The 21,010-nt window shown below is 63.2% G+C and carries 20 protein-coding genes; 9 read left to right on the forward strand and 11 right to left on the reverse strand.

Annotation, left to right across the window (positions count from 1 at the left end):
* Positions 1-63 precede the first annotated feature (63 nt).
* From murG to BM160_RS22470, 8 genes are all read left to right on the forward strand, one after another.
* On the forward strand, positions 64-1,146 hold the full coding sequence (murG, locus tag BM160_RS00345) for an undecaprenyldiphospho-muramoylpentapeptide beta-N-acetylglucosaminyltransferase (RefSeq protein WP_091998604.1): 1,083 nt from the start codon (positions 64-66) through the stop codon (positions 1,144-1,146).
* Complete coding sequence (gene murC / locus BM160_RS00350) at positions 1,143-2,570, forward strand: UDP-N-acetylmuramate--L-alanine ligase (RefSeq protein ID WP_091998607.1); 1,428 nt, start codon at positions 1,143-1,145, stop codon at positions 2,568-2,570. The genes murG and murC overlap by 4 nt, the downstream gene beginning before the upstream one ends.
* A gap of 2 nt (positions 2,571-2,572) precedes the next feature.
* Positions 2,573-3,550 (forward strand): D-alanine--D-alanine ligase, encoded by a 978-nt coding sequence (locus BM160_RS00355; RefSeq protein ID WP_091998610.1) that lies wholly within the window; start codon positions 2,573-2,575, stop codon positions 3,548-3,550.
* An 8-nt stretch (positions 3,551-3,558) separates the two neighbouring features.
* Positions 3,559-4,347, forward strand: a complete 789-nt coding sequence (locus BM160_RS00360) for a cell division protein FtsQ/DivIB (protein WP_091998613.1) — start codon at positions 3,559-3,561, stop codon at positions 4,345-4,347.
* Positions 4,348-4,351: 4 nt separating this feature from the next.
* Complete coding sequence (gene ftsA, locus BM160_RS00365; RefSeq protein ID WP_091998616.1) at positions 4,352-5,581, forward strand: cell division protein FtsA; 1,230 nt, start codon at positions 4,352-4,354, stop codon at positions 5,579-5,581.
* Positions 5,582-5,749: 168 nt separating this feature from the next.
* Positions 5,750-6,961, forward strand: a complete 1,212-nt coding sequence (gene ftsZ / locus BM160_RS00370; protein WP_091998618.1) for a cell division protein FtsZ — start codon at positions 5,750-5,752, stop codon at positions 6,959-6,961.
* Positions 6,962-7,024: 63 nt separating this feature from the next.
* A complete protein-coding gene (gene lpxC / locus BM160_RS00375; RefSeq protein ID WP_091998620.1) occupies positions 7,025-7,948 on the forward strand; it encodes a UDP-3-O-acyl-N-acetylglucosamine deacetylase in 924 nt (307 codons plus the stop codon).
* 86 nt (positions 7,949-8,034) lie between these two features.
* A complete protein-coding gene (locus BM160_RS22470; RefSeq protein ID WP_177218866.1) occupies positions 8,035-8,211 on the forward strand; it encodes a hypothetical protein in 177 nt (58 codons plus the stop codon).
* A 34-nt stretch (positions 8,212-8,245) separates the two neighbouring features.
* Here BM160_RS22470 and ruvC read toward each other — a convergent pair whose 3' ends face one another.
* The 11 genes from ruvC to BM160_RS00430 form a co-directional block, all read right to left on the reverse strand.
* Positions 8,246-8,794, reverse strand: coding sequence for a crossover junction endodeoxyribonuclease RuvC (gene ruvC / locus BM160_RS00380; RefSeq protein WP_091998622.1), 549 nt, complete (start codon positions 8,792-8,794; stop codon positions 8,246-8,248).
* Positions 8,795-8,836: 42 nt separating this feature from the next.
* On the reverse strand, positions 8,837-9,817 hold the full coding sequence (locus tag BM160_RS00385; protein WP_091998625.1) for a phosphatidate cytidylyltransferase: 981 nt from the start codon (positions 9,815-9,817) through the stop codon (positions 8,837-8,839).
* Positions 9,817-10,428 (reverse strand): lysophospholipid acyltransferase family protein, encoded by a 612-nt coding sequence (locus BM160_RS00390; protein ID WP_091998629.1) that lies wholly within the window; start codon positions 10,426-10,428, stop codon positions 9,817-9,819. The genes BM160_RS00385 and BM160_RS00390 overlap by 1 nt, the downstream gene beginning before the upstream one ends.
* A 114-nt stretch (positions 10,429-10,542) precedes the next feature.
* The gene (locus tag BM160_RS00395; protein WP_091998632.1) at positions 10,543-11,799 is read right to left on the reverse strand and encodes a dihydrolipoamide acetyltransferase family protein; all 1,257 of its coding nucleotides are present in this window, start codon (positions 11,797-11,799) and stop codon (positions 10,543-10,545) included.
* Positions 11,800-11,879: 80 nt separating this feature from the next.
* A complete protein-coding gene (locus BM160_RS00400; protein ID WP_091998634.1) occupies positions 11,880-12,890 on the reverse strand; it encodes an alpha-ketoacid dehydrogenase subunit beta in 1,011 nt (336 codons plus the stop codon).
* A complete protein-coding gene (locus BM160_RS00405) occupies positions 12,881-14,131 on the reverse strand; it encodes a 3-methyl-2-oxobutanoate dehydrogenase (2-methylpropanoyl-transferring) subunit alpha (protein WP_091999385.1) in 1,251 nt (416 codons plus the stop codon). The genes BM160_RS00400 and BM160_RS00405 overlap by 10 nt, the downstream gene beginning before the upstream one ends.
* 193 nt (positions 14,132-14,324) lie before the next feature.
* Entirely contained in the window at positions 14,325-15,074 is a 750-nt protein-coding gene (locus BM160_RS00410; RefSeq protein WP_091998639.1) for a transglycosylase domain-containing protein, read from the reverse strand.
* Positions 15,071-15,940 carry a shikimate dehydrogenase gene (gene aroE, locus BM160_RS00415; protein WP_255368488.1) on the reverse strand — a complete coding sequence of 290 codons (870 nt, stop codon included), beginning with the start codon at positions 15,938-15,940 and terminating at the stop codon, positions 15,071-15,073. The genes BM160_RS00410 and aroE overlap by 4 nt, the downstream gene beginning before the upstream one ends.
* Before the next feature lie 37 nt (positions 15,941-15,977).
* The gene (locus tag BM160_RS00420; RefSeq protein WP_091998646.1) at positions 15,978-16,826 is read right to left on the reverse strand and encodes an energy transducer TonB; all 849 of its coding nucleotides are present in this window, start codon (positions 16,824-16,826) and stop codon (positions 15,978-15,980) included.
* Positions 16,827-16,863: 37 nt separating this feature from the next.
* Positions 16,864-18,936, reverse strand: coding sequence for a ribonuclease catalytic domain-containing protein (locus BM160_RS00425; RefSeq protein ID WP_091998649.1), 2,073 nt, complete (start codon positions 18,934-18,936; stop codon positions 16,864-16,866).
* Between the two features lie 78 nt (positions 18,937-19,014).
* Positions 19,015-19,608: a YqiA/YcfP family alpha/beta fold hydrolase gene (locus BM160_RS00430; protein ID WP_091998653.1), complete on the reverse strand. Its 594-nt coding sequence runs from the start codon at positions 19,606-19,608 to the stop codon at positions 19,015-19,017.
* A 210-nt stretch (positions 19,609-19,818) separates the two neighbouring features.
* Here BM160_RS00430 and rodA point away from each other — a divergent pair, with 210 nt between their 5' ends.
* On the forward strand, positions 19,819-20,973 hold the full coding sequence (gene rodA, locus BM160_RS00435; protein ID WP_091998655.1) for a rod shape-determining protein RodA: 1,155 nt from the start codon (positions 19,819-19,821) through the stop codon (positions 20,971-20,973).
* Positions 20,974-21,010 lie beyond the last annotated feature (37 nt).

Consider the following 21,010-nt stretch of genomic DNA (forward strand, 5'->3'; position numbering starts at 1 on the left):
CCAAAATCGGGTGAGTGCGAAGCACTGCAACGCGTCAGCGTTGTTGATGCGCGGAGGCCGCGTATGACCCAGCAGCGCTGCGCCCTGATCATGGCCGGTGGTACCGGTGGCCATATCTTCCCCGGGCTGGCCGTGGCAGAAGCCTTGCGCGAGCGTGGCTGGCGTGTTCACTGGCTGGGCGGACTGGGTAGTGCCAGCCATCCCAGCATGGAAAGCCAGCTGGTGCCGCCGCGTGGCTTTGCCTTCGAGTCGATTGCCTTCTCCGGCGTCCGTGGCAAAGGCCCGGTTACGCTGGCGCTGCTGCCCCTGCGTCTGCTCAAGGCCTTTTGGCAAAGCGTGCAAGTGATACGCCGCGTCAAACCCGATGTGGTGGTGGGCCTGGGCGGCTACATCAGCTTTCCGGCCGGCATGATGAGCGTGCTGCTGGGCAAACCGCTGATCCTGCACGAACAAAACTCCGTGGCCGGCATGGTGAACAAGGTGCTGGCGGCGGTGGCCGATCGCGTGTTCACGGCCTTCCCCGAGGTGTTTAAAAAAGGTCAATGGGTGGGCAATCCGCTGCGCCCGGCCTTTACCCGTCAGCCTGATCCGGCAACCCGTTTCGCCGGACGCAGCGGGCCGCTCAAGCTGCTGGTGGTGGGCGGCAGTCTGGGCGCCGCAGCCCTCAACACCTTGGTGCCCAAAGCCCTGGCGCTGATGCCGGCGCAAGAGCGTCCGCAGGTTACGCACCAGAGCGGCGCCCGCCAGATCGAGGCACTTCGCGCCAACTATCGGGCGGCCGGCGTGCAAGCAGAGTTGACGCCTTTTATCGAAGACACGGCCCAGGCCTTTGCCGATGCCGACTTGATCATTTGCCGCGCCGGCGCCAGCACGGTGACCGAAATCGCCGCCGTGGGCGCGGCGGCGCTGTTTGTTCCCTTTCCCGCTGCCGTTGATGACCATCAGACCAGCAATGCCCAGTTCCTGGTGCAGCACGGCGCTGGCTGGCTGGTGCAGCAACGCGATCTCACGGCAGAAAAATTAGCCATAATGCTACAAAAAACAGAGCGTTCTACGCTTATCCAATCTGCCCTACAGGCCAAAATCATGCAGAAAACAGATGCCACGGCCCAGGTCGTGGCCGCTTGCGAGGAGCTTGCGTCATGAAGCACGCCATTAAGCACATTCATTTCATAGGCCTGGGAGGTGCCGGCATGTCCGGTATCGCCGAAGTCCTGCACAACCTTGGCTATGTCATTTCCGGCTCCGATCTGTCGAACAGTGCAACGCTGCAGCGTCTGGCCGGCCTGGGCATCAAGACCTTCGTCGGCCATGATGCGGCCAATCTGGTCAGCGTCGATGCCGTGGTGACGTCCACGGCGGTGCAGGCCGACAACCCTGAGGTGCTGGCGGCGCGCGAAAAGCGTATTCCCGTGGTGCCACGAGCCCTGATGCTGGCCGAGCTGATGCGCCTCAAGCAGGGCATTGCGATTGCCGGCACCCATGGCAAAACCACCACGACCAGCCTGGTGGCCAGCGTGCTGGCCGAAGCCGGCCTGGACCCGACATTCGTGATTGGTGGCCGGCTCAACAGCGCAGGCGCCAACGCCAAGCTGGGTTCGGGCGACTACATCGTGGTGGAAGCCGACGAGTCAGACGCCTCCTTTTTGAACCTGCTGCCCGTGATGGCCGTGGTCACCAATATCGATGCCGACCACATGGAAACCTATGGGCATGACTTTGGCAAGCTCAAAAAGGCCTTTGTCGATTTTCTGCACCGCATGCCTTTTTATGGCACGGCTATTTTGTGCACCGATGACCCGGCCGTGCGCGAAATCGTGCCGCAGGTTTCCTGCCCCATCACCAGCTACGGTTTTGGCGAAGAGGCGCAGGTACGCGCCATCAATGTGCGGGCTGTAGGGGCGCAAATGCACTTCACCGCGCAGCGGCGCAATGGCGTCACCTTGCCGGACATGGAGGTGGTGCTGAACCTGGCGGGCCGGCACAACGTGCTCAACGCCCTGTCGGCCATTGCCATCGCCGTCGAACTCAATGTGCCCGATGCCGCCGTGCAAAAAGCGCTGGCGGAGTTCAGCGGCGTGGGTCGGCGTTTCCAGAGTTATGGCGATCTGCCGGCCAAGGACGGCGGGCAGTTCACCCTGATCGAGGATTACGGCCACCACCCGGTAGAGATGACCGCCACCTTGGCCGCGGCGCGCGGCGCTTTTCCGGGCCGGCGTCTGGTGCTGGCCTTCCAGCCGCACCGCTACAGCCGAACCCGCGATTGCTTCGAGGATTTCGTCAAGGTCATAGGCCATGCCGATGCCGCACTGCTGGCCGAAGTCTATGCCGCCGGCGAGGCGCCGATTGTGGCCGCCGACGGGCGTTCCCTGACGCGCGCCTTGCGCGTGGCCGGCAAGCTGGAGCCGGTCTTTGTCGATGAGATCGAGGCCATGCCGCAGGCGATTCTGGACAACGCCCAGGCGGGTGACGTTGTGATGTGCATGGGCGCGGGAACCATTGGCTTGGTGCCAGGAAAAGTCGTTGCCATGCTGGAAACTACCGGGCGCTTCGTGCCTGCAGGAAATTGACCATGAGCCAGAATAGTTTGAATTTTGGCAAGGTCGCCGTTCTCATGGGCGGCCGGTCTGCCGAACGTGAGGTCTCGCTGATGTCGGGCCAGGGCGTGCTGCAGGCGCTGCGCTCGCGCGGCGTCGACGCGCATGCCTTTGATCCCGCCGAGCGCGATCTCAGCGACTTGAAGAAAGAAGGCTTTGCGCGCTGCTTTATCGCGCTGCACGGCCGTTTCGGCGAAGACGGAACGGTGCAGGGCGCCCTGGAACTCCTGGGTATTCCTTACACCGGTTCCGGCGTCATGGCGTCCAGCATGGCGATTGACAAGGTCATGACCAAGCGCGTGCTGCTCTCGGAAGGCCTGCCGACGCCACGCTACGTATTGCTGCGCCGTGGCAGCTATGGCAGTGCCGAAGTTGCCGCCATCCCTGATCAGCTGGGTCTGCCGCTGATCGTCAAACCGGCGCGGGAAGGCTCTTCCATTGGCCTGAGCAAGGTGAGCGAGCGGGCCGGCATGGCCGATGCGGTGGCGCAGGCCGAAAAGCTAGACGCGGACATTCTGTGCGAGCAGTTCATCAGTGGCGACGAGGTGACCTGCCCGGTGCTGGGCACCGGTGCTCAAGCCCGGGCCCTGCCTGTCATTCGCATCGTTGCGCCCGATGGCAACTACGACTACCAGAACAAGTACTTCACGGACACCACGCAATACCTGGTGCCCTGCGGCCTGCCCGAGGGTGAAGAAGCGCGCATTCAGCAGCTGGTGCTGCAAGCCTTTCGTACCCTTAACTGCAGCGGCTGGGCCCGCGCCGACGTGATGATTGACCGCGCCACGCGCCAGCCCTATCTGCTTGAAATCAATACCTCGCCCGGTATGACCGGACATTCGCTGGTGCCGATGTCGGCGCGGGCGGCGGGTATTTCTTATGAGGACCTCTGCATCGAGGTGCTCAAGACCGCCGGGCTGGACCATCAGCAGCCAACAGGGGCTCAAATTTGAGACGCACCATGCCACTGCCAACTCCCTTGCCGGCTGACGTCAAGCTCATGAGCACCCTTTCGGGCGCTCTGGGCCTGGTGTTTGCCGCCATGGTGATGGCGCTGGCCGTGGCCTGGTTGATGCGTCAGCCGCTGTTTAATCTGAGCGCCATTCAGGTTCAGGGCGATCTGGCGCACAACAATGCCGCGACACTGCGCGCCAATGTGGCGCCCAGACTGAGTGGCAACTTCCTGACGGTGGATCTGGCCGACGCGCGTGCCGCCTTCGAGGCCGTGCCCTGGGTGCGCCGGGCGGTGGTGCAGCGCGAATTTCCCAATCGCCTGAAGGTGGTGCTGCAGGAACACAAGGCCGTTGCCCTGTGGGGGCAAGAAGGCGACACCCACCTGATCAACAGCTTTGGTGAAGTCTTTGAGGCCAACCAGGGCGACGTGGAAGCCGAAGACCTGCCGCTGCTCAATGGGCCGCAAGGGCAGGCGCAACTGGTGCTGCAGGCTTACCAGCGGCTGGCCCCTATGTTTGAAGAGATGGACACGGTGCTGGAGCATCTGAGCCTGAGCGGCCAGGGCAGCTGGCAGGCCCAGCTGGACAGCGGCGCGGTGATTGAACTGGGGCATGGCTCCTTGAATGAATTGCAGACGCGTACGCGCCGCTTTGTTGCCACGGTGATCCAGGTGTCTTCAAAGTTCGGCAGAAATTTCGAATCCGCCGACCTGCGCTACGGCAACGGCTATGCCGTCAAGCTCAGGGGCGTGACGACCGGTAGCGCTGACAAAGACATAGAAAAAAAGAAAAGGTAAATACATGGCCAAAGAATACAAAGATCTGGTTGTCGGGCTGGATATTGGAACCAGCAAGGTGATGGCCGTGGTCGCAGAGGTCATGCCGGGCGGGGAACTCAAGCTGGCCGGCCTGGGCATTGCGTACAGCAACGGTCTCAAACGCGGCGTGGTGGTCAATATCGACGCCACCGTGCAAAGCATTCAGCAAGCCCTCAAAGAGGCCGAGCTGATGGCCGACTGCAAGATCGCTCGTGTCTTTACCGGCATCACTGGCAGCCATATCCGCGGCATCAATTCCAGCGGCATGGTGGCGGTGAAAGACAAGGAAGTCACCCAGGCCGATGTGGCGCGCGTCATAGAGACCGCCAAGGCCATCAATATCTCCACCGACCAGCGCCTGCTGCTGGTCGAGCCGCAGGAGTTTGTGATTGACGGTCAGGATGTGCGTGAGCCGATTGGCATGAGCGGCATCCGTCTTGAGGCCAAGGTACATATCGTGACCGGCGCGCAAAGTGCGGCCGAAAACATCATCAAATGCGTGCGGCGCTGTGGGCTGGAGGTGGATCAGCTGATGCTCAACCCCTTGGCCTCCAGCCTGGCGGTGTTGACGCAGGATGAGCGCGAACTCGGCGTCGCCATGGTGGATATCGGCGCCGGCACCACCGATGTGGCCATCTTCACCGGCGGCGCGATCCGCCACACCGCCGTGATCCCTATCGCTGGCGACCTGATCACCAGCGACATCGCCATGGCACTGCGCACGCCGACCAAGGACGCCGAGGACATCAAGGTGGAAAGCGGTTTCGCCAAGCAACTGCTGGCCGACCCCGATACGCAGGTCGAAGTGCCAGGCTTGGGCGATCGTGGCCCGCGCATGCTGAGCAAGCAGGCCCTGGCCGGCGTCATTGAGCCGCGCATTGAAGAGATCTTTTCCCTGGTTCACCAGGTGATTCGTGAATCTGGCTATGAAGAAGTGTTGTCGTCCGGCATCGTCATCACCGGTGGCAGTGCGGTGATGCCAGGCATGGTTGAACTCGGCGAGGACATTTTCCTCAAGCCAGTGCGGCGCGGCTTGCCGCGCTATTCCAGTGCACTGTCCGACATGGTGGCTCAGGCCCGAGCCTCCACGGTCATGGGCTTGCTAGAAGAAGCCCGACTGGCACGTATGCGGGGCTACAAGGTGGCGCAAAAGGCGGGCAGTGTGCACAACGCCTTCGGCCGTGTCAAAGACTGGTTTGTGGGGAATTTTTGATGACAAAATTTACCAACTTTGTTGATGCCGGTTTCATGACGCGGTCTTCGCGTCGTTCCCATTCCGGCGGTGCAGATCCTCCTTCATGATGCAGGCCTGTAAGACATAAGAATTCGCTAGATATTTTGGCAACTGCTATTTATTGCATCTACTAAAAAGGGGCTCCCAATGAGCATCGAAATGATTGAAATCGAAGAGTTCAACCAGGGCACACAGATCAAGGTGATCGGTGTCGGTGGCGGCGGCGGCAATGCCGTCGGCCACATGATCGATTGCGGTGTGCAGGGCGTCGAATTCATTTGCGCCAACACCGATGCGCAGGCGCTCAGCCGTGGCAGCGCCCACAAGACCATCCAGTTGGGCAATAGCGGCCTGGGAGCCGGCAGCAAGCCCGACAAGGGCCGTGAAGCCGCCGAGCTGGCAGTTGACGACATCCGCAGCGCCATTACCGGTGCGCACATGCTTTTCATCACCGCCGGCATGGGCGGCGGCACGGGTACCGGCGCGGCGCCGGTGATCGCCCGCGTCGCCAAGGAGATGGGCATTCTGACGGTCGGCGTGGTGACCAAGCCCTTCGACTTTGAGGGCGGCCGTCGCATGACCAATGCCGACCTGGGCCTGGCCGAGCTGGAAGCCAATGTGGATTCGCTGATCGTCGTGCTCAACGAAAAGCTGTTGGAAGTGCTGGGTGACGACGTGACCCAGGATGAGGCCTTCTCCCACGCCAACGACGTGCTGAAAAATGCCGTGGGCGGGATTGCCGAGATCATCAATGTGCCCGGCAATGTGAACGTCGACTTTGAAGACGTGCGCACCGTGATGGGCGAGCCTGGCAAGGCCATGATGGGCACGGCCAAGTCCAACGGCCCAGACCGCGCGCGCATCGCCGCCGAACAGGCCGTGGCTTGCCCGCTGCTCGAAGGCATAGACCTGTCGGGCGCCAAAGGCGTGCTGGTGCTGATCACGGCCGCCAAGGGTTCGCTCAAGCTGAATGAATCCAAGCTGGCCATGAACACCATACGCGCTTACGCCTCACCCGATGCGCATGTGATCTACGGAACGGCTTACGACGACGAACTGGGCGACGAAATCCGCGTCACCGTCATCGCTACCGGCCTGAGCCGCCAGGGCGTGCGTCGCAATACCGTGCCGCTGCAAGTGCTGCGCACAGGCACCGACAACGTGGCTTTCCATGTGCCTACGTCGGGCAATGTGCCTGGCAGCACCATGGGCGCTACGCAACCTGATTACGGCGGTATGAGCGTGCCCAGCGTGTGGCGGACCAACCGCACCCAGGCCGCGGCCAAGGTGGATGCGCTGGCTTCGGGCGGCATGGACGACTTCGAGATTCCAGCCTTCCTCAGGAAGCAGGCGGACTAAGCGCCGTCCGGGCGGATGGCCGTGCTTGATGCAAGGTTCATCCGCCCTCTTTAAAATCAGGCCATGCTCGCCCAAAGAACCCTCAAGTCCCTGACCAAGGCCGTTGGCGTGGGCCTGCACAGCGGCCAGCGGGTGGAGTTGACCTTGCGGCCGGCACCGACCGATACCGGCATCGTGTTCCGGCGTGTCGATTTGCCGCAGCCGGTGGATATCGTCATTTCGGCCGAGGCCGTGACCGATACCCGGCTGGCCTCCACCATTTCCAACGGCAGTGCCAAGGTGCACACTGTCGAGCACCTGATGTCGGCCTGTGCCGGCTTGGGGCTGGATAATCTGTATGTCGACATCACGGCAGAAGAGGTGCCGATTCTGGATGGTTCTGCCTCTTCCTTTGTGTTCTTGCTGCAGTCCGCCGGCATTGCGCTGCAGGACGCGCCCAAGCGGTTTGTCCGTGTCATCAAGCCGGTTGAGGTTCGCGAGGGCGAAGGCGCCAGCGCCAAATGGGCGCGCCTGAGCCCTTACGAGGGCTACAAGCTGAGTTTTGAAATCGACTTTGACCACCCGGCCGTCGACTCCACTGGCCAGCGTGTCGAGTTCGATCTGGGCTCGGGCTCCTACAGCCGTGACATCGCCAGAGCCCGCACTTTCGGCTTTACCAAAGACGTGGAGATGATGCGGGCCAATGGCCTGGCGCTGGGCGGCGGCCTGGACAATGCCATCGTCATGGACGATTACAAGGTTCTCAACAGCGACGGCTTGCGCTACAACGACGAGTTCGTGAAGCACAAAATCCTCGACGCCATGGGCGACTTGTATCTGCTGGGCAAACCATTGCTGGCAGCCTACAGCGCTTTTCGTTCCGGCCACGCCATGAATAACAAGTTGCTGCGTGAGTTGCTGTCGCACCCAGAGGCTTATGAGATCGTCACCTTCGAGGATGAGAATAAGGCCCCGCCAGGTTTGGCAACCGTGGCGCGTGCCTGGTAGCAGCACCGCGCCCCAAAGCATGACCAGCGTGGCGTGACCTGGGTATTCAATCGCGCTGGCTCACCAGTGTTCAAGGAGTTCGGGTCATGGTGGTGTTTCGTGCACTGATTTTTCTGGCACTGCTGGCTTCGGCCTTGTCTTTCGTTTTGTACATTCTCACGTCGCAGCTCAGATTCCGGCGCTGGGGTATCTTGACGCTTTTGTGGACGCTAGCGGCCGCCTTCATCTTTTTTGCCGTGTTGATCGTGCAGCGCGTGGCCTAGACGGCCATCGCCATCGCTTTTGGTGCTCAGGGCATCACCGGCTCCGGCCGGCCCGGTAATTTTTATCCAGCTTCGCGCTGCTGTTGTCGGCCAGCGCCAGCCGGTTCATGGCCGCTCCCACATGCGCATGCGTGATGGCCAGGCCCAGGGCATCGGCCGCATCCTTGCCCGGCAAGCTGGGCAGTTTTAACAGCCGCATCACCATCTGCTGCACCTCCGGCTTGCCGGCCCTGCCGTAGCCGGCCACGGCTTTTTTCATTTGCAGGGCGGTGTATTCAATGACGGGAAGATTGCAGGACACCAGCGAGGTGATGCAGGCGCCGCGCGCCTGCCCCAGCAGCAGCGTAGCCTGTGGATTGACATTGACAAAAACAATCTCGACCGACGCACTGTCGGGCTGGTAGCGCTCCACCACCTCGCGAATGCCGTCGAACAAAACCTTCAGCCGCCCCGGCAGGTTGCTGGTTTCCAGGTGGCTGGTCTTGATGGTGCCGCTGGCGACGTAGCGCAGCGCTTGGCCATCCACATCGATCACGCCAAAACCGGCGATCTGCAAGCCGGGATCAATCCCCAGAATACGCATATGCTATAAATTTCGTAGCTGTTGGCGCTCGTCGGTATTGGGCTAGATGCCGAAATACCATCGAACTGAATGAAAGAACACCGGCGCCGCAAAACACAGGGCATCGACACGATCGAGCAGACCACTGGCACCGGTGATGGATTTGCCTTCGCTGCCCCAGTTGGTGATGCCCCGGTCGCGTTTCAGCGCCTTCATGACCAGGTGGCCCAGAGAGCCTGAGACGCAGGCGATCAAGGCCATGGCCACCGCCTGGGCCGGTTTGAAGGGCGTCAGGCCAGCCAGCAGGCCGCCGGCCAGGCTGGCCACCAGCATGGCGATCAGCCAACTGGTCCAGTTAAAACTCTTGCTGACATTGGGCGCGCATGGCTGGCGCCGCAGCTTGCGGCTGACCAGGTGCTGCACGATCATGCCGCCTTGCACGACAAACACCAGAAAGAACACCAGAAAGGCAGTTTTGCCCTGGTAGTCGGGAAATTTCAGCAGCAGCAGGGCCGGCACATGGCTCATGCCGTAGACGCAAACCATGATGCCCCATTGCAGCTTGGCGTTGCGCTCCAGAAAGCGCTGCGGATCGTCTGCCAGCGCGCTGACCACAGGAAGCGCCAGAAACACATAGACCGGTATGAAGACCGTGACCAGGTCAAAGCGCTGTGTGATGACCAGCGCAAACTGCACCGGCAAGACCACGAAAAAAACCAGCACCAGGCTGCGGTGATCGCCCTGGCGGGTCGGCGACAGCGTGATGAATTCGCGCAGCGCCAAAAATGCCACCAGGCCGAACAACACGGTGGCAACGGTTTCGCCCAGGGTCCAGCCTATCCAGAACACCGTGGACATCAGCCAGGAGGTGTTCAGCAGGCTGTTGAAGGCTTTCAGGTTTTCTGAGTGCAGGTCGTCCTCATGCCGGTCTTTCAGCGACAGCACCAAGGCGACCGTGCTGACCACGGCCAGCAGGCCAAAGACCAGAACGAACAGCAGGCCGACCTGCTGCGAAGGCGGGAGATTGCGCAAAAAGGTGTTCATCAGGATTCCCGCAGGTCCAAAACCGCCTGGCGTGCGCGGACCAAAAAGGCGACCCGGTCTTCGTCGCTGCCCAGGGTGATGGGAGCGCCAAAGGTGACCGAGCACAGAATCGGCACCGGCACTACTTCGCCCTTGGGCATGACGCGCTGCACATTGTTGATCCATGCCGGCACCAGGACCACATGGGGAAACTTCTGCGCCAGGTTGTACAGGCCGGACTTGAAGTTCTGCGGCTCTTCGTGGTTGCCGCGCGTGCCTTCTGGAAACAAGATGATGGAATCGCCCTGGTTCAGGGCGTCAATCAGGGGTTCGAGTGGATCCTGTTCGCCGGTTTTCACCCGATCCACATAAATGGCGTTGAAGACCGCCGTGGTGATCCATTTCTTGAAGCGGGTCTTGCACCAGTAATCCTTGGCCGCGATAGGGCGCGTGATGCTGCGCAACTCTTCGGGCAGGGCGGCCCACATCAGCACCAGATCGGCATGGCTTTGGTGGTTGGCGAAATAGATTCGCTGCTCGGCCTTGGGCGGGCAACCTTGCCAGCGGGCCTGGGCACCGGTGAGAAGCCGGACCAGGCCCAGCAAAAATAGACGCATCAACTTGGCAAGCATGGCTGCGATGATACGGGCGAAAGCGCGGAGCTACGCCGGCCTGTGCCCAGGAACGAAACCATGGCGCCCCAGAACGGCAGCCGGCAGGACTAGCCTGGGTCGGGCCCGCAGGCCTTACTCGATGAACAGCGTCGCCGGACATTCCAGCGAGGTGCGCAAGGCCTGCACGAACTCGGCCGCGTGCAGGCCATCGACCACACGGTGGTCAAAGGACGAGGACAGATTCATCATTTGCCGTGGCACCACCGCCGCGCCGCGCATCATGGGCCTAAGGGCGATGCGATTGACGCCGACGATAGCCACTTCGGGGTGATTGATCACCGGCGTCGAGGCGATGCCGCCCAGCGCGCCCAGGCTGGTGAGGGTGATGGTGGAGCCCGACAGCTCGGCGCGCGTGGCCTTGCCGCTGCGCGCGGCTTGCGCCAGGCGCGCCAGCTCCGCCGCGCAGGCCCACAGGTCGTGCGCCTCGGCATGGCGCAGCACCGGCACCATCAGGCCGGACTCGGTCTGTGTGGCAATGCCCAGGTGTACCGCACCATGGCGCGTCACCACGCCCGCCTCGTCGTCGAAACGGGCGTTGATCTGCGGAAACTCGCGCACCGCCAGCACCAGGGCGCGCACCAGCAGCGGCAGCAAGGTCAGGTGGCCGCGCTGGGCATCCCACTTGGCGTTCAGGCTCGCACGCAGCGCCTCCAGTTCGGTGACATCGACTTCCTCGACGTAGGTGAAATGCGGGATGTGGCGCTTGGACTCCTGCATCTTCTGCGCGATGCGGCGGCGCAGGCCTATCACCGGCACCTGCTGCTCGTCGTCGCGCTGCGCCAGACCGGAGGCGGCCGGCGTAACCAATCCATGTCCCGCCCCATACGCCGCCACATGGGCATCAAGGTCGGCCTGCATGATGCGGCCAGCCGCACCGCTGGCGGCGACCTGCTGCAAATCGACACCCAGCTCCCAGGCGCGCCGGCGCAGGGCGGGCGAGGCGATGGGCTTTTCGCGTGACGCCGGCGGTGCCGGGGCGGCCACGCGGGAGGCTGCCGGTGCGGGTGCTGCCTGCATGGCCGGGGTCATCGCCGGGGCAGCCGCCTGCGGCACGCTCGAAACGCTGGTGGGCAACTCGCCGACGCTACCAGCCACTTCAAGGCGTATCAGTTCCGCCCCCACCGCCAACACCTGGCCGACCTCGCCGCCCAGCGCCAGCACCTGGCCCGCCACGGGCGAGGGGATCTCGACCGTGGCCTTGTCGGTCATCACGTCGGCCAGCACCTGGTCCTCAATGACCGCATCGCCGGGCCTGACGCGCCAGGCCACCAGTTCGACCTCGGCAATGCCTTCGCCCAGGTCTGGCATTTTGATGACGTGAATGCTCATGTCATGCCTCCCGCCGGGCCGCCCCAAGGGAGGCGCACCTCCTTGCGGGCAGCGAACGAATGTGAGCGTGGGGGCTCATTTCAGGCCTCCATCGCGCGTTTGAAGGCCGCCGCCACGCGCGCCGGTCCCGGAAAGTAGGCCCATTCCTGTGCATGCGGATAGGGCGTGTCCCAGCCGGTGACGCGTTCTATGGGCGCTTCGAGGTGGTAAAAGCAGTGCTCTTGCACCAAGGCCGTCAGTTCGGCGCCGAAGCCGCTGCTGCGCGTGGCCTCGTGCACCACCACGCAGCGGCCGGTTTTTTTCACCGATGCGACCAAGGTGGGCAAGTCCAGCGGCCACAGGCTGCGCAGGTCTATGATCTCGGCGTCTATCCCGCTCTCGTTCGCCGCGGCCTCCGACACGAAGACCATGGTGCCGTAGGTGAGCACCGTCAGATCGGCGCCGGGGCGGAACACTGCCGCCGACTCCAGCGGCACGCTGTAGTGCCCCTCGGGCACTTCGCCCAGGCGGTGCTGGGACCACGGCACCACCGGCTGGTCGTGATGGCCGTCGAAAGGTCCGTTGTACAGGCGCTTGGGCTCCAGAAAAATCACCGGGTCGTCGTTCTCTATGCAGGCAATCAGCAGGCCCTTGGCGTCGTAGGGGTTGCTGGGCATCACCGTGCGAATCCCGCAGACATGGGTGAACAGCGCCTCAGGGCTCTGGCTATGCGTTTGCCCGCCGAAGATGCCGCCGCCGCAAGGCATGCGAATCGTCATGGGTGCCGTGAAGTCGCCGGCCGAGCGGTAGCGCAGCCGCGCCGCCTCCGAGACGATCTGGTCCGAGGCCGGGTAAAAGTAGTCGGCGAACTGGATCTCGACCACAGGGCGCAAACCGTAGGCGGCCATGCCGACCGCCGCGCCGACGATGCCGCCCTCGGAGATGGGCGCGTCGAAGACGCGTGAGCTGCCGTACTTGGCCTGCAGGCCCTCGGTGCAGCGGAACACGCCGCCGAAATAACCCACGTCCTGGCCGAACACCACGACATTGCCGTCACGCGCCAGCATCACGTCCATGGCAGAACGCAGGGCCTGGATCATGGTCATTTGCATGATGACAGCTTCAGTAGTTGCTCGCGCTGCTGGCGCAAATGCGCCGGCATGTCCTTGTAGACATCGTCGAACATGGCCGCCGCGCTCGCCATATGACCGGCGGCCAGCGAGCCGTAGCGCTCGGCCTCTTTCAGCGCGGCGCCAACCTGGGCCTCCAGCTCTTTTTGCGTGGCGTCGTGCTCCTGTTCTGACCAGGCGCCCAGGCGCATCAAATGGGCTTTGAGCCGCGCTATCGGGTCGCCCAGCGGAAAGCGCGCCGCGTCGTCGGCCGGGCGGTAGCGAGACGGGTCGTCCGAGGTCGAGTGCGCCCCGACGCGGTAGCTTACCCATTCGATCAGCGTCGGCCCCAGGTTGCTGCGCGCGCGCTCGGCGGCCCACTGCGAGGCGGCGTAGACGGCGAGAAAGTCGTTGCCGTCCACGCGCAGCGAGGCGATGCCGCAGCCGACGCCGCGCGCCGCAAAGGTGGTGGCCTCGCCGCCGGCAATCGCCTGGAAGGTCGAGATCGCCCACTGGTTGTTGACCACGTTGAGGATCACCGGCGCGCGATAGACATGGGCAAAGGTGAGGGCGGTATGAAAGTCGGCCTCGGCGGTGGCGCCGTCACCTATCCAGGCCGAGGCGATTTTTGTATCGCCCTTGATCGCCGAGGCCATGGCCCAGCCCACGGCCTGGATGAACTGCGTGGCTAGGTTGCCTGAAATCGTGAAGAAGCCGGCGCGCTTGTACGAATACATGACCGGCAGCTGCCGCCCCTTCATCGGATCGCGCTCATTGGACATCAACTGGCAGATCATCTCCACCATGTCGACGTCGTCGCGCGCCAGCAGCAGGCCTTGCTGGCGGTAGGTCGGAAAGCACATGTCGCCGGGCTGCAGGGCCAGCGCCTGCGCCGTGGCAATCGCCTCCTCGCCCAGGCACTGCATGTAAAAGGAGATCTTTTTTTGCCGCTGGGCGATCAGCATGCGGGCGTCGTAGATGCGAGTCTTCATCATGGCGCGCAAGCCGCGTTGCAGCAACTGCGCGTCTACCTGCGGCGCCCAGGGCCCGAGGGCCAGGCCGTCGTCATCGAGCACGCGCACCAGGGTGTAGGCGAGATCGCCGGTGTCCGAGGGCAGGGCATTGACAGGAGGGCGGCGCACCTCGCCGGCGCGTGACAGGTGCAGATAGGAAAAGTCGGTCTCGTGGCCCGGGCGACCGGTGGGCTCAGGCACATGCAGACGTAGGGCTTGGTTCTGGCTCATCAGCGTCACTCCTCGCGCTATCAGGTGCTGGCCTGCTTGCTCGGATTGGCTTTGCGCGCAACGGCAAGGCCGCTGGGTCCGGATGTCTCGGTGATGGGGCGGGAACCGCGCGCATCAGCCATGGGGAAGATCGTAACTACTTTCCTTGGGCGGCGCTAGCGCCAGGAGGCTTTACGCTGTCTCGCGATTGGCCTTAAGGCAGTTCCACGGCCCCCATGCGGGCCGCGATGGTGCTGGCGCGCGAGGCCAGGTAGCCCGAGTTGCTGCGGGTTTCAAAATACTTGGGGCGCGGCAGCATCACGGCCAGTCGGGCGGCTTCATAGGCGCTCAGCCTGGCCGCAGGTTTGCGGTAATAGTGCTGGGCGGCGGCCTCGGCGCCAAAAATGCCTTCGCCCCACTCGACGTTGTTGAGGTAAATCTCCAGGATGCGCTGCTTGGACAGCAAGTTTTCCAGCATCAGCGTCAGCACCAGCTCCTGGCCCTTGCGCAGCAAGGTGCGTTCACCCGAGAGGAAGAGATTTTTGGCCAACTGCTGCGTGATGGTGGAGCCGCCGACAATCTTGGGCGGTTTGGCTGCAACCGGCTTGTCCTTGCCGGCGGCCTGCCGGCTGCCTGATTGCGCGGCGCGCTGCTCGGCCTTGGCATTCTTTTCCCAGGCCTTTTCCAATGCCGCCATGTCCACGCCCTCGTGTTCGGTGAAGTTGGCGTCTTCGGAGGCGATGACCGCCCGCTTCAGGTTGTCCGACAGCTGCTCATAAGGCACCCACTGCTGGTGCCATTTCAGCGCGCCGCTGTTGCTTGCGATCAGGTAGGCCTCGGAGCGCTGAAAGGTGGTGGACTCGGGCGCCAGCACGGCCATCAGCGCAATCCGGCCGACAAAATAAAGCTGCAGGGCCAGCACGGCCAGCAGCAGCAGGCCGAGCAAACGCAGCCCGGCTTTCATGCCAGTCGCGCCCGCATTTCCTCTAGCACCTGGGCCGATGGCGGACGCAGCTTGCGCCACAGCGCAAAGGCTTCGGCGGCCTGCTCCACCAGCATGCCCAGGCCGTCGCGCGGCGTGGCGCCGTGCGCGCGGGCCCAGTCCATGAAGCCCTGCGCTGCCGGGCCGTACATCATGTCGTAGGCCAGTGCGCCGGGTTTGAGGACGCTGCTTTCAACCGGTACGCCGGCGCCGCCCAAGCTGCTGGCGCTGGCATTGATGATGACATCGAAATTGCCTTCCAGGCCTTGCAGGTCGTGCGCTTTAAGCTCTGTTTTTTGTAGCGCTTTCTGAAGCGATGGGTGGGCCTTGTGGCGCGCCACCAGCGCATCGGCCTTGGCCCGGGTGCGATTGACCAGCACCAGCCGGCGTGGCCCGGCCATCAGCAAGGAGGCCAGTGCGCCGGCCGCGGCGCCGCCGGCGCCTATCAGCAGCACATCGCGCCCGGCCAGCGACACGCCGGCATTGTTCTGGATGTCGTTGAGCAGGCCAAGGCCATCGGTGTTGTCGGCGTGAATCCTGCCACCTTCAAGCACCAATGTGTTGGCCGCCTGGGCCAACTGAGCCCGGTCGGTCTGCGTGGCGGCGGCCTGAAAGGCTTCGAACTTGAAGGGCACGGTGACGTTGCAGCCGCGCGCGCCGTTCTGCTGCAGTTGCGCCAAGGTGGCCGCAAAACCATCGAGCGGCGTGAGCCAGCGTTCGTATTGCAGGGCCTGGCCTGTCAGTTCGGCAAAGCGCGCATGAATCAGGGGTGACTGGCTGTGCGCAATCGGGTTGCCAAGCACGTAGTATTTATCCATCGCTGCTTGTTCGTGGCTAGTAAAGGTCATGCTGATGAGTCGGTTTTAGCACAGCGGCGCTCAGGGCTCAGTGGCTGGTGAGCTTGGTTTCCAGGCTGTCTTCCCGCGTGAAGTGAAAGCGTGACACCACCACGATCTGGTCGGCCCGCTGGCGCATGGCTTTGTTGAAGCGGCCGAAAGGGCCGGTGCCGTGGACTATGCTTTGCGCCCGCCTGTCCAGCGTCAGGTTGCCCGAGGTCTGCACCACTTCGGTGTCCAGAATGCGGCCGTCAAAATTGACGGTCACTGTCATGGTCAGTTGGCCGTACAGCTTTTTGCCTGCCTGCTCGGGGAAATTTACCGTGCCCTTGTCTTCAATCTTGCGCCGCAAGTCGTCGTAATAGACCGCGTAAACCGCTTCGCGCGTGGCCGGGCTGATGTAGCGCTTTTTGGGCCGGGCATTTTCTTCGTTGATGCGCTTTTCAATCTCGGCCAGTATCTTGGTGAGCTGCTTGCGCTTTTCCTCGCGCTCGGCCTGCACGGGGTCGTTGCTGGGCAGCTTCAGGTCTGGCGGCGGCAGCGCGGCCAGCTGCTTCTTGATTTGCGTCAGCAACTGGGTTTGCTGCTCCTGCAGCGACTCGATCTTGCGCTGCGCCTCCTCGCTGGCGTCACCCAGCGCGACCAGGGCCGAGGGCGGCAGCGGCGAGGTGGCACGACCTTTTTCAAGCTCGCCGCCGCCGCTCAGCGAGGCCTGGGCGATGGCCTTGGCAAAGTCCGGTTTTTCATTCGACTTGGCATTGACCAGAATCACTTCCAGCGGCGTGTCCTTGAAGACGCGGTTAAAGCGCTCCGGGTCGATAAACCGTACGCTCAGCAATACGGCGTGCACGGCGATGGACACGCCTAGGGCAATTTGCAGGGTGCTCGGTGACTTCACGGCGGGGTTCGTGGGAGGGGTTGATCTGCGCGCAGGCTCAAACGGCAGCCGCTGTGCCCTGGCTGTCCGCTGCGGGTTCGTCGACATCCACGGCAATCGAGATCGGGCCGGCGGCCATGTCGGACTCGTCGCCGTCTTCCCCCATGTCTTCATCGGGCTGGGCGCTGGCTTCGTCAGCCACGGCATCCAGCCGCTCTATCACGGTGCCTGAGACATCTAGCGTGATCTCGTCGATGGCTCCCAGCTTGACACGCACCTTGGCGCCGCGCGGCAGGCCTTGCGCGCCCATGGCCGCCAGCACCAGCGGCAATTCGTCGGCGCGCACCAGGTTGTCCTTGAAGAAGGTGGCCGTCAGTTCGGTGATGTTGTTTTGTTCCAGGTATTTGAGCGTCCAGTAGCGCTCTATGCCAGCCTGGAAGCTGTTGTAGGCGCTATAGGCGGCGTCAAAGCCCGAGATGATGGAGAACAGCTCGGCATCCTTGGGCTTGAAGGGCGCGGCCAGCGCGGCCGTGCGGCCATGGCGCGCGCAGGCAATGATTTGCCACTGGTTGACCAGATCGGTGTAACGGCGCAGCGGCGAGGTGCTCCAGGCGTAGCTGGGCACGCCCAGGCCGGCATGCGGCAAGGCCTTGGTGCCCATGCGCACCTTGACGCCGGGCGCCAGGCTGGCCTGGCTGCGGTAGATGCCGGGCACGCCGTGCTCGGCCAGCCACTGGCCCCAGGTGCTGTTGGCCAGGATCATGGCTTCGGCGACGATCAAATCCAGCGGCGCGCCGCGCTGGCGCACGCTGATGCTGACGGTCTCTTCGCCCATTGGCTCCAGGCCGGAGGGCTTGTCGAGCTTGAAGTTGTAGTCGGGGCGGTTGAAGTTTTCGGGCTTGCCGCGCACGATTTCGCGCTGCGCCTTGAGGTGTTTGGCCAGCCGGTGCATCCAGGCCAGTTCCACGCCCCATGCCACGTCGGTGGGCGCGGTGGTTTGCGCAGCTTCAAAGAAAGCCTCGGTGAAAACGCTGTCCAGCATGTCGTGGCGCAGATTGCTGAGGATGGGCACCAGCTCCAGCCGGGTGACGCGTTCGGTGATCTCGAAACTGGTTTCGTCCAGCGTCAGGTAGAGCGACAGCGCCGGGCAGTTGCGCCCTTCCAGCAAGGTGTAGGTCTGCACGATGTCGTCGGGCAGCATGGTCAGCTTGTGGCCAGGCATGTAAACCGTGGACAGGCGGTTGCGGCCCACCGCGTCGATAGCGCTGCCCGGCAGCACGGCCAGGCCTGGTGCGGCAATGTGGATGCCCAGGGTGATGGTGCCGCTGCCCAGGCCCTGCACCGACATCGCGTCGTCGATTTCGGTGGTGCTGGAGTCGTCGATGGAAAATGCCTTCACAGCGGACAGCGGCAGCTCGTCCTTGACCTCGGGTGCCTGCAGCGCCGGAAAGCCCGTGCCCTTGGGGAAGTTCTCGAACAGGAAGCGCTTCCAGTGGAACTGATAGGCGGAGTCGATGGCGCCGGCCTTTTGCAGCAGCTCCAGCGGGGCGGTGTGGGTGGCACGCGAGGCGTCGACCACGGCCTTGTATTCGGCGCTGTTCTTGTCGGGCTTGAACAGGATCTTGTAGAGCTGTTCGCGGATGGGTTCGGGGCACTCGCCCCGGCCCAGGGCGTCGGCCCAGGCCGCGATCTGGGCGGTGACTTGTTTTTTCTTTTCGATGGCGGCGAGCGCCAGTTGCAGGATTTCGGCCGGCGCTTTCTTGAAGCGGCCCTTGCCGGCGCGGCGGAAATAGTGCGGCGCCTCGTAGAGGCGAAAGAGGGCGGCCGCTTGCTGCTCCAGCGAGGCCGGTTTCGAGGCGTCGGCGCTGAAGTAGTCGCGCGCCAGGTCGGCAAAGCCGAATTCTTCTTCGCTGGCAAATTCCCAGGCCAGATCCAGATCTATCTCCTCGCTCACCAGTTGGCCCCTGGTGACCAATTCGGCGGGCGCCGGTTTTTCAAACTTCAGCAGCGCGTTGGCGGCCTTGACCTTGACGCGCTTGCCCGAGTCGAGCTCGACTTGCAGCGAGGCGTCGCTCTCCGACAAGATCCGGCCAGCCAAAAACTTGCCGGTTTCTTCAAACAGTACAAACAAAACGGAATCCTTTAGCCTGGGGTAATTGCCTTCAAGAGGCTTGCGGCTAGTGTAATCAGGCGCCGGTCGGCCTGGGCTTCAACCGGCCGCCGGGAAGTCCAGAAATTCCAGAATGCCAGACAGATGCTCATCGAAATCGCTGAGCGCGTGGTCGCCTCCTGGCAGCAGGCGGATTTGCGCGCCGGCGTAACGCGCCGTCATTTCGCGCCAGTCCAGCACTTCGTCACCCTTGGCGATGATGGCCAGGTAGTTTTGCGGCGCTTTCAGCGCTCCGGCGTGCAGTTCACGCAATTCGTCGACAAAACGCGGTTCGAAGAAAAAGCGCTCTTGGTCGTTGTGCCAGGCGCTTTGCTCGCCGATGTAGCGGGCGAGGTCGCGTGCCGGCTCGATGGCCGGGTTCAGCAACACGGCCTTGCAGCCAAGGCGTTCGGCCACGGCGGTGGCGTAAAAGCCGCCCAGCGAGGAGCCCATCACGGCCATGGAGGCGCGGGGCCAGCCGGCGATGGCGCCTTCCAGCAACGCCATGGCCGCCTGCGGAGAGGGCGGCAGCTGTGGACAGCACCAGGTCACGGCCGGGTAGCGGGCCGCGATCAGGGCGGCCATTTTGCGGGCCTTCATGGACTGCGGCGAGGAGCGAAAGCCGTGCAGGTAGAGCAGGTGGGTGGTAGGCATGAGCGCATAGTAAACGCGCTGAGGGGGCCGCCCTCAGCTGTGCCCGCGGCGAAAGATTGGCTGGCCAGTCGGATTTTTCAAAATATTAAAGAAAATGGCCTGTAGCCCAATAGGGACGGGCACAGCAAGCTACTTTTTTTATAGTATTGAGGGCCTGCCGCTATCCCCGGCGGCGGATGGGCCTGATGCCGGCTGGCAGATAATTGCCGCATGGCCGCCGTTTTCGACAAACCCTCCCTTCTCAAGCGAACCCTCCCCATGCTGCAGGGCTTTGACGGCCTGCTGGCGTTTGCGGTTTTTCTGCTCGTCTGTGCCGGCCTGCTGATCATGTATTCCTCGGGCTACGACCATGGCACCCGCTTTGCCGACCATGGCCGCAACATGCTGATTGCCGGCGCCATCATGTTTGTGGTGGCGCAGATTCCGCCGCAGCGCCTGATGATGTTTGCCGTGCCGCTGTATCTGGCCGGCGTGACTCTGCTGGTGGCGGTGGCGGTCTTTGGCATCACCAAGAAGGGGGCCAAGCGCTGGCTCAACATCGGCGTGGTGATACAGCCCAGCGAAATCCTGAAAATTGCCATGCCGCTGATGCTGGCCTGGTGGTTCCAGAAGCGCGAAGGCCAGTTGCGGCCGCTGGATTTTGTGGTCGCCCTGGCGCTGCTGGCGGTGCCGGTCGGGCTGATCATGAAGCAGCCCGATCTGGGCACCTCCTTGCTGGTGATGGCCGCCGGCCTGGCGGTGATTTTCTTTGCCGGCCTGAGCTGGAAGCTGATTGTGCCGCCGGTGCTGCTGGCCCTGGTGGGCATATTTCTGGTGGTCTGGTATGAGCCGCAGCTGTGCGCCGACGGCGTGCGCTGGTTTGTTTTACACGACTACCAGCAGCAGCGTATCTGCACCCTGCTGGACCCTTCGCGCGACCCGCTGGGCAAGGGCTTTCACATCATCCAGGGCATGATCGCGATTGGCTCGGGCGGCATGTTTGGCAAGGGCTTTATGGCCGGCACGCAGACCCATCTGGAGTTCATTCCCGAGCGCACCACCGACTTCATTTTTGCGGCCTTCTCCGAGGAGTTCGGCCTGATTGGCAATCTGCTGCTGATTGCCGGCTTCATCTTCCTGATTATTCGCGGGCTGTTTATTGCCATGGACGCGCCCACGCTGTTTTCGCGGCTGCTGGCCGGCTCTTTGACCATGATTTTCTTTACCTACGCCTTCGTCAACATGGGCATGGTCAGCGGCATGCTGCCGGTGGTGGGCGTTCCCTTGCCCTTTATCAGCTACGGCGGCACGGCCATGGTGACACTGGGCCTGGCCATTGGCATGCTGATGTCGGTGGCCAAGGCCAGGCGCTTGATGCAGACCTGAGCAAACCGGAACGATCCGGGGGCGGGCCGCCCTTGCT

Origin of the sequence: Polaromonas sp. OV174 (genome assembly GCF_900112285.1) — a bacterium.
GTDB lineage: Bacteria > Pseudomonadota > Gammaproteobacteria > Burkholderiales > Burkholderiaceae_C > Polaromonas.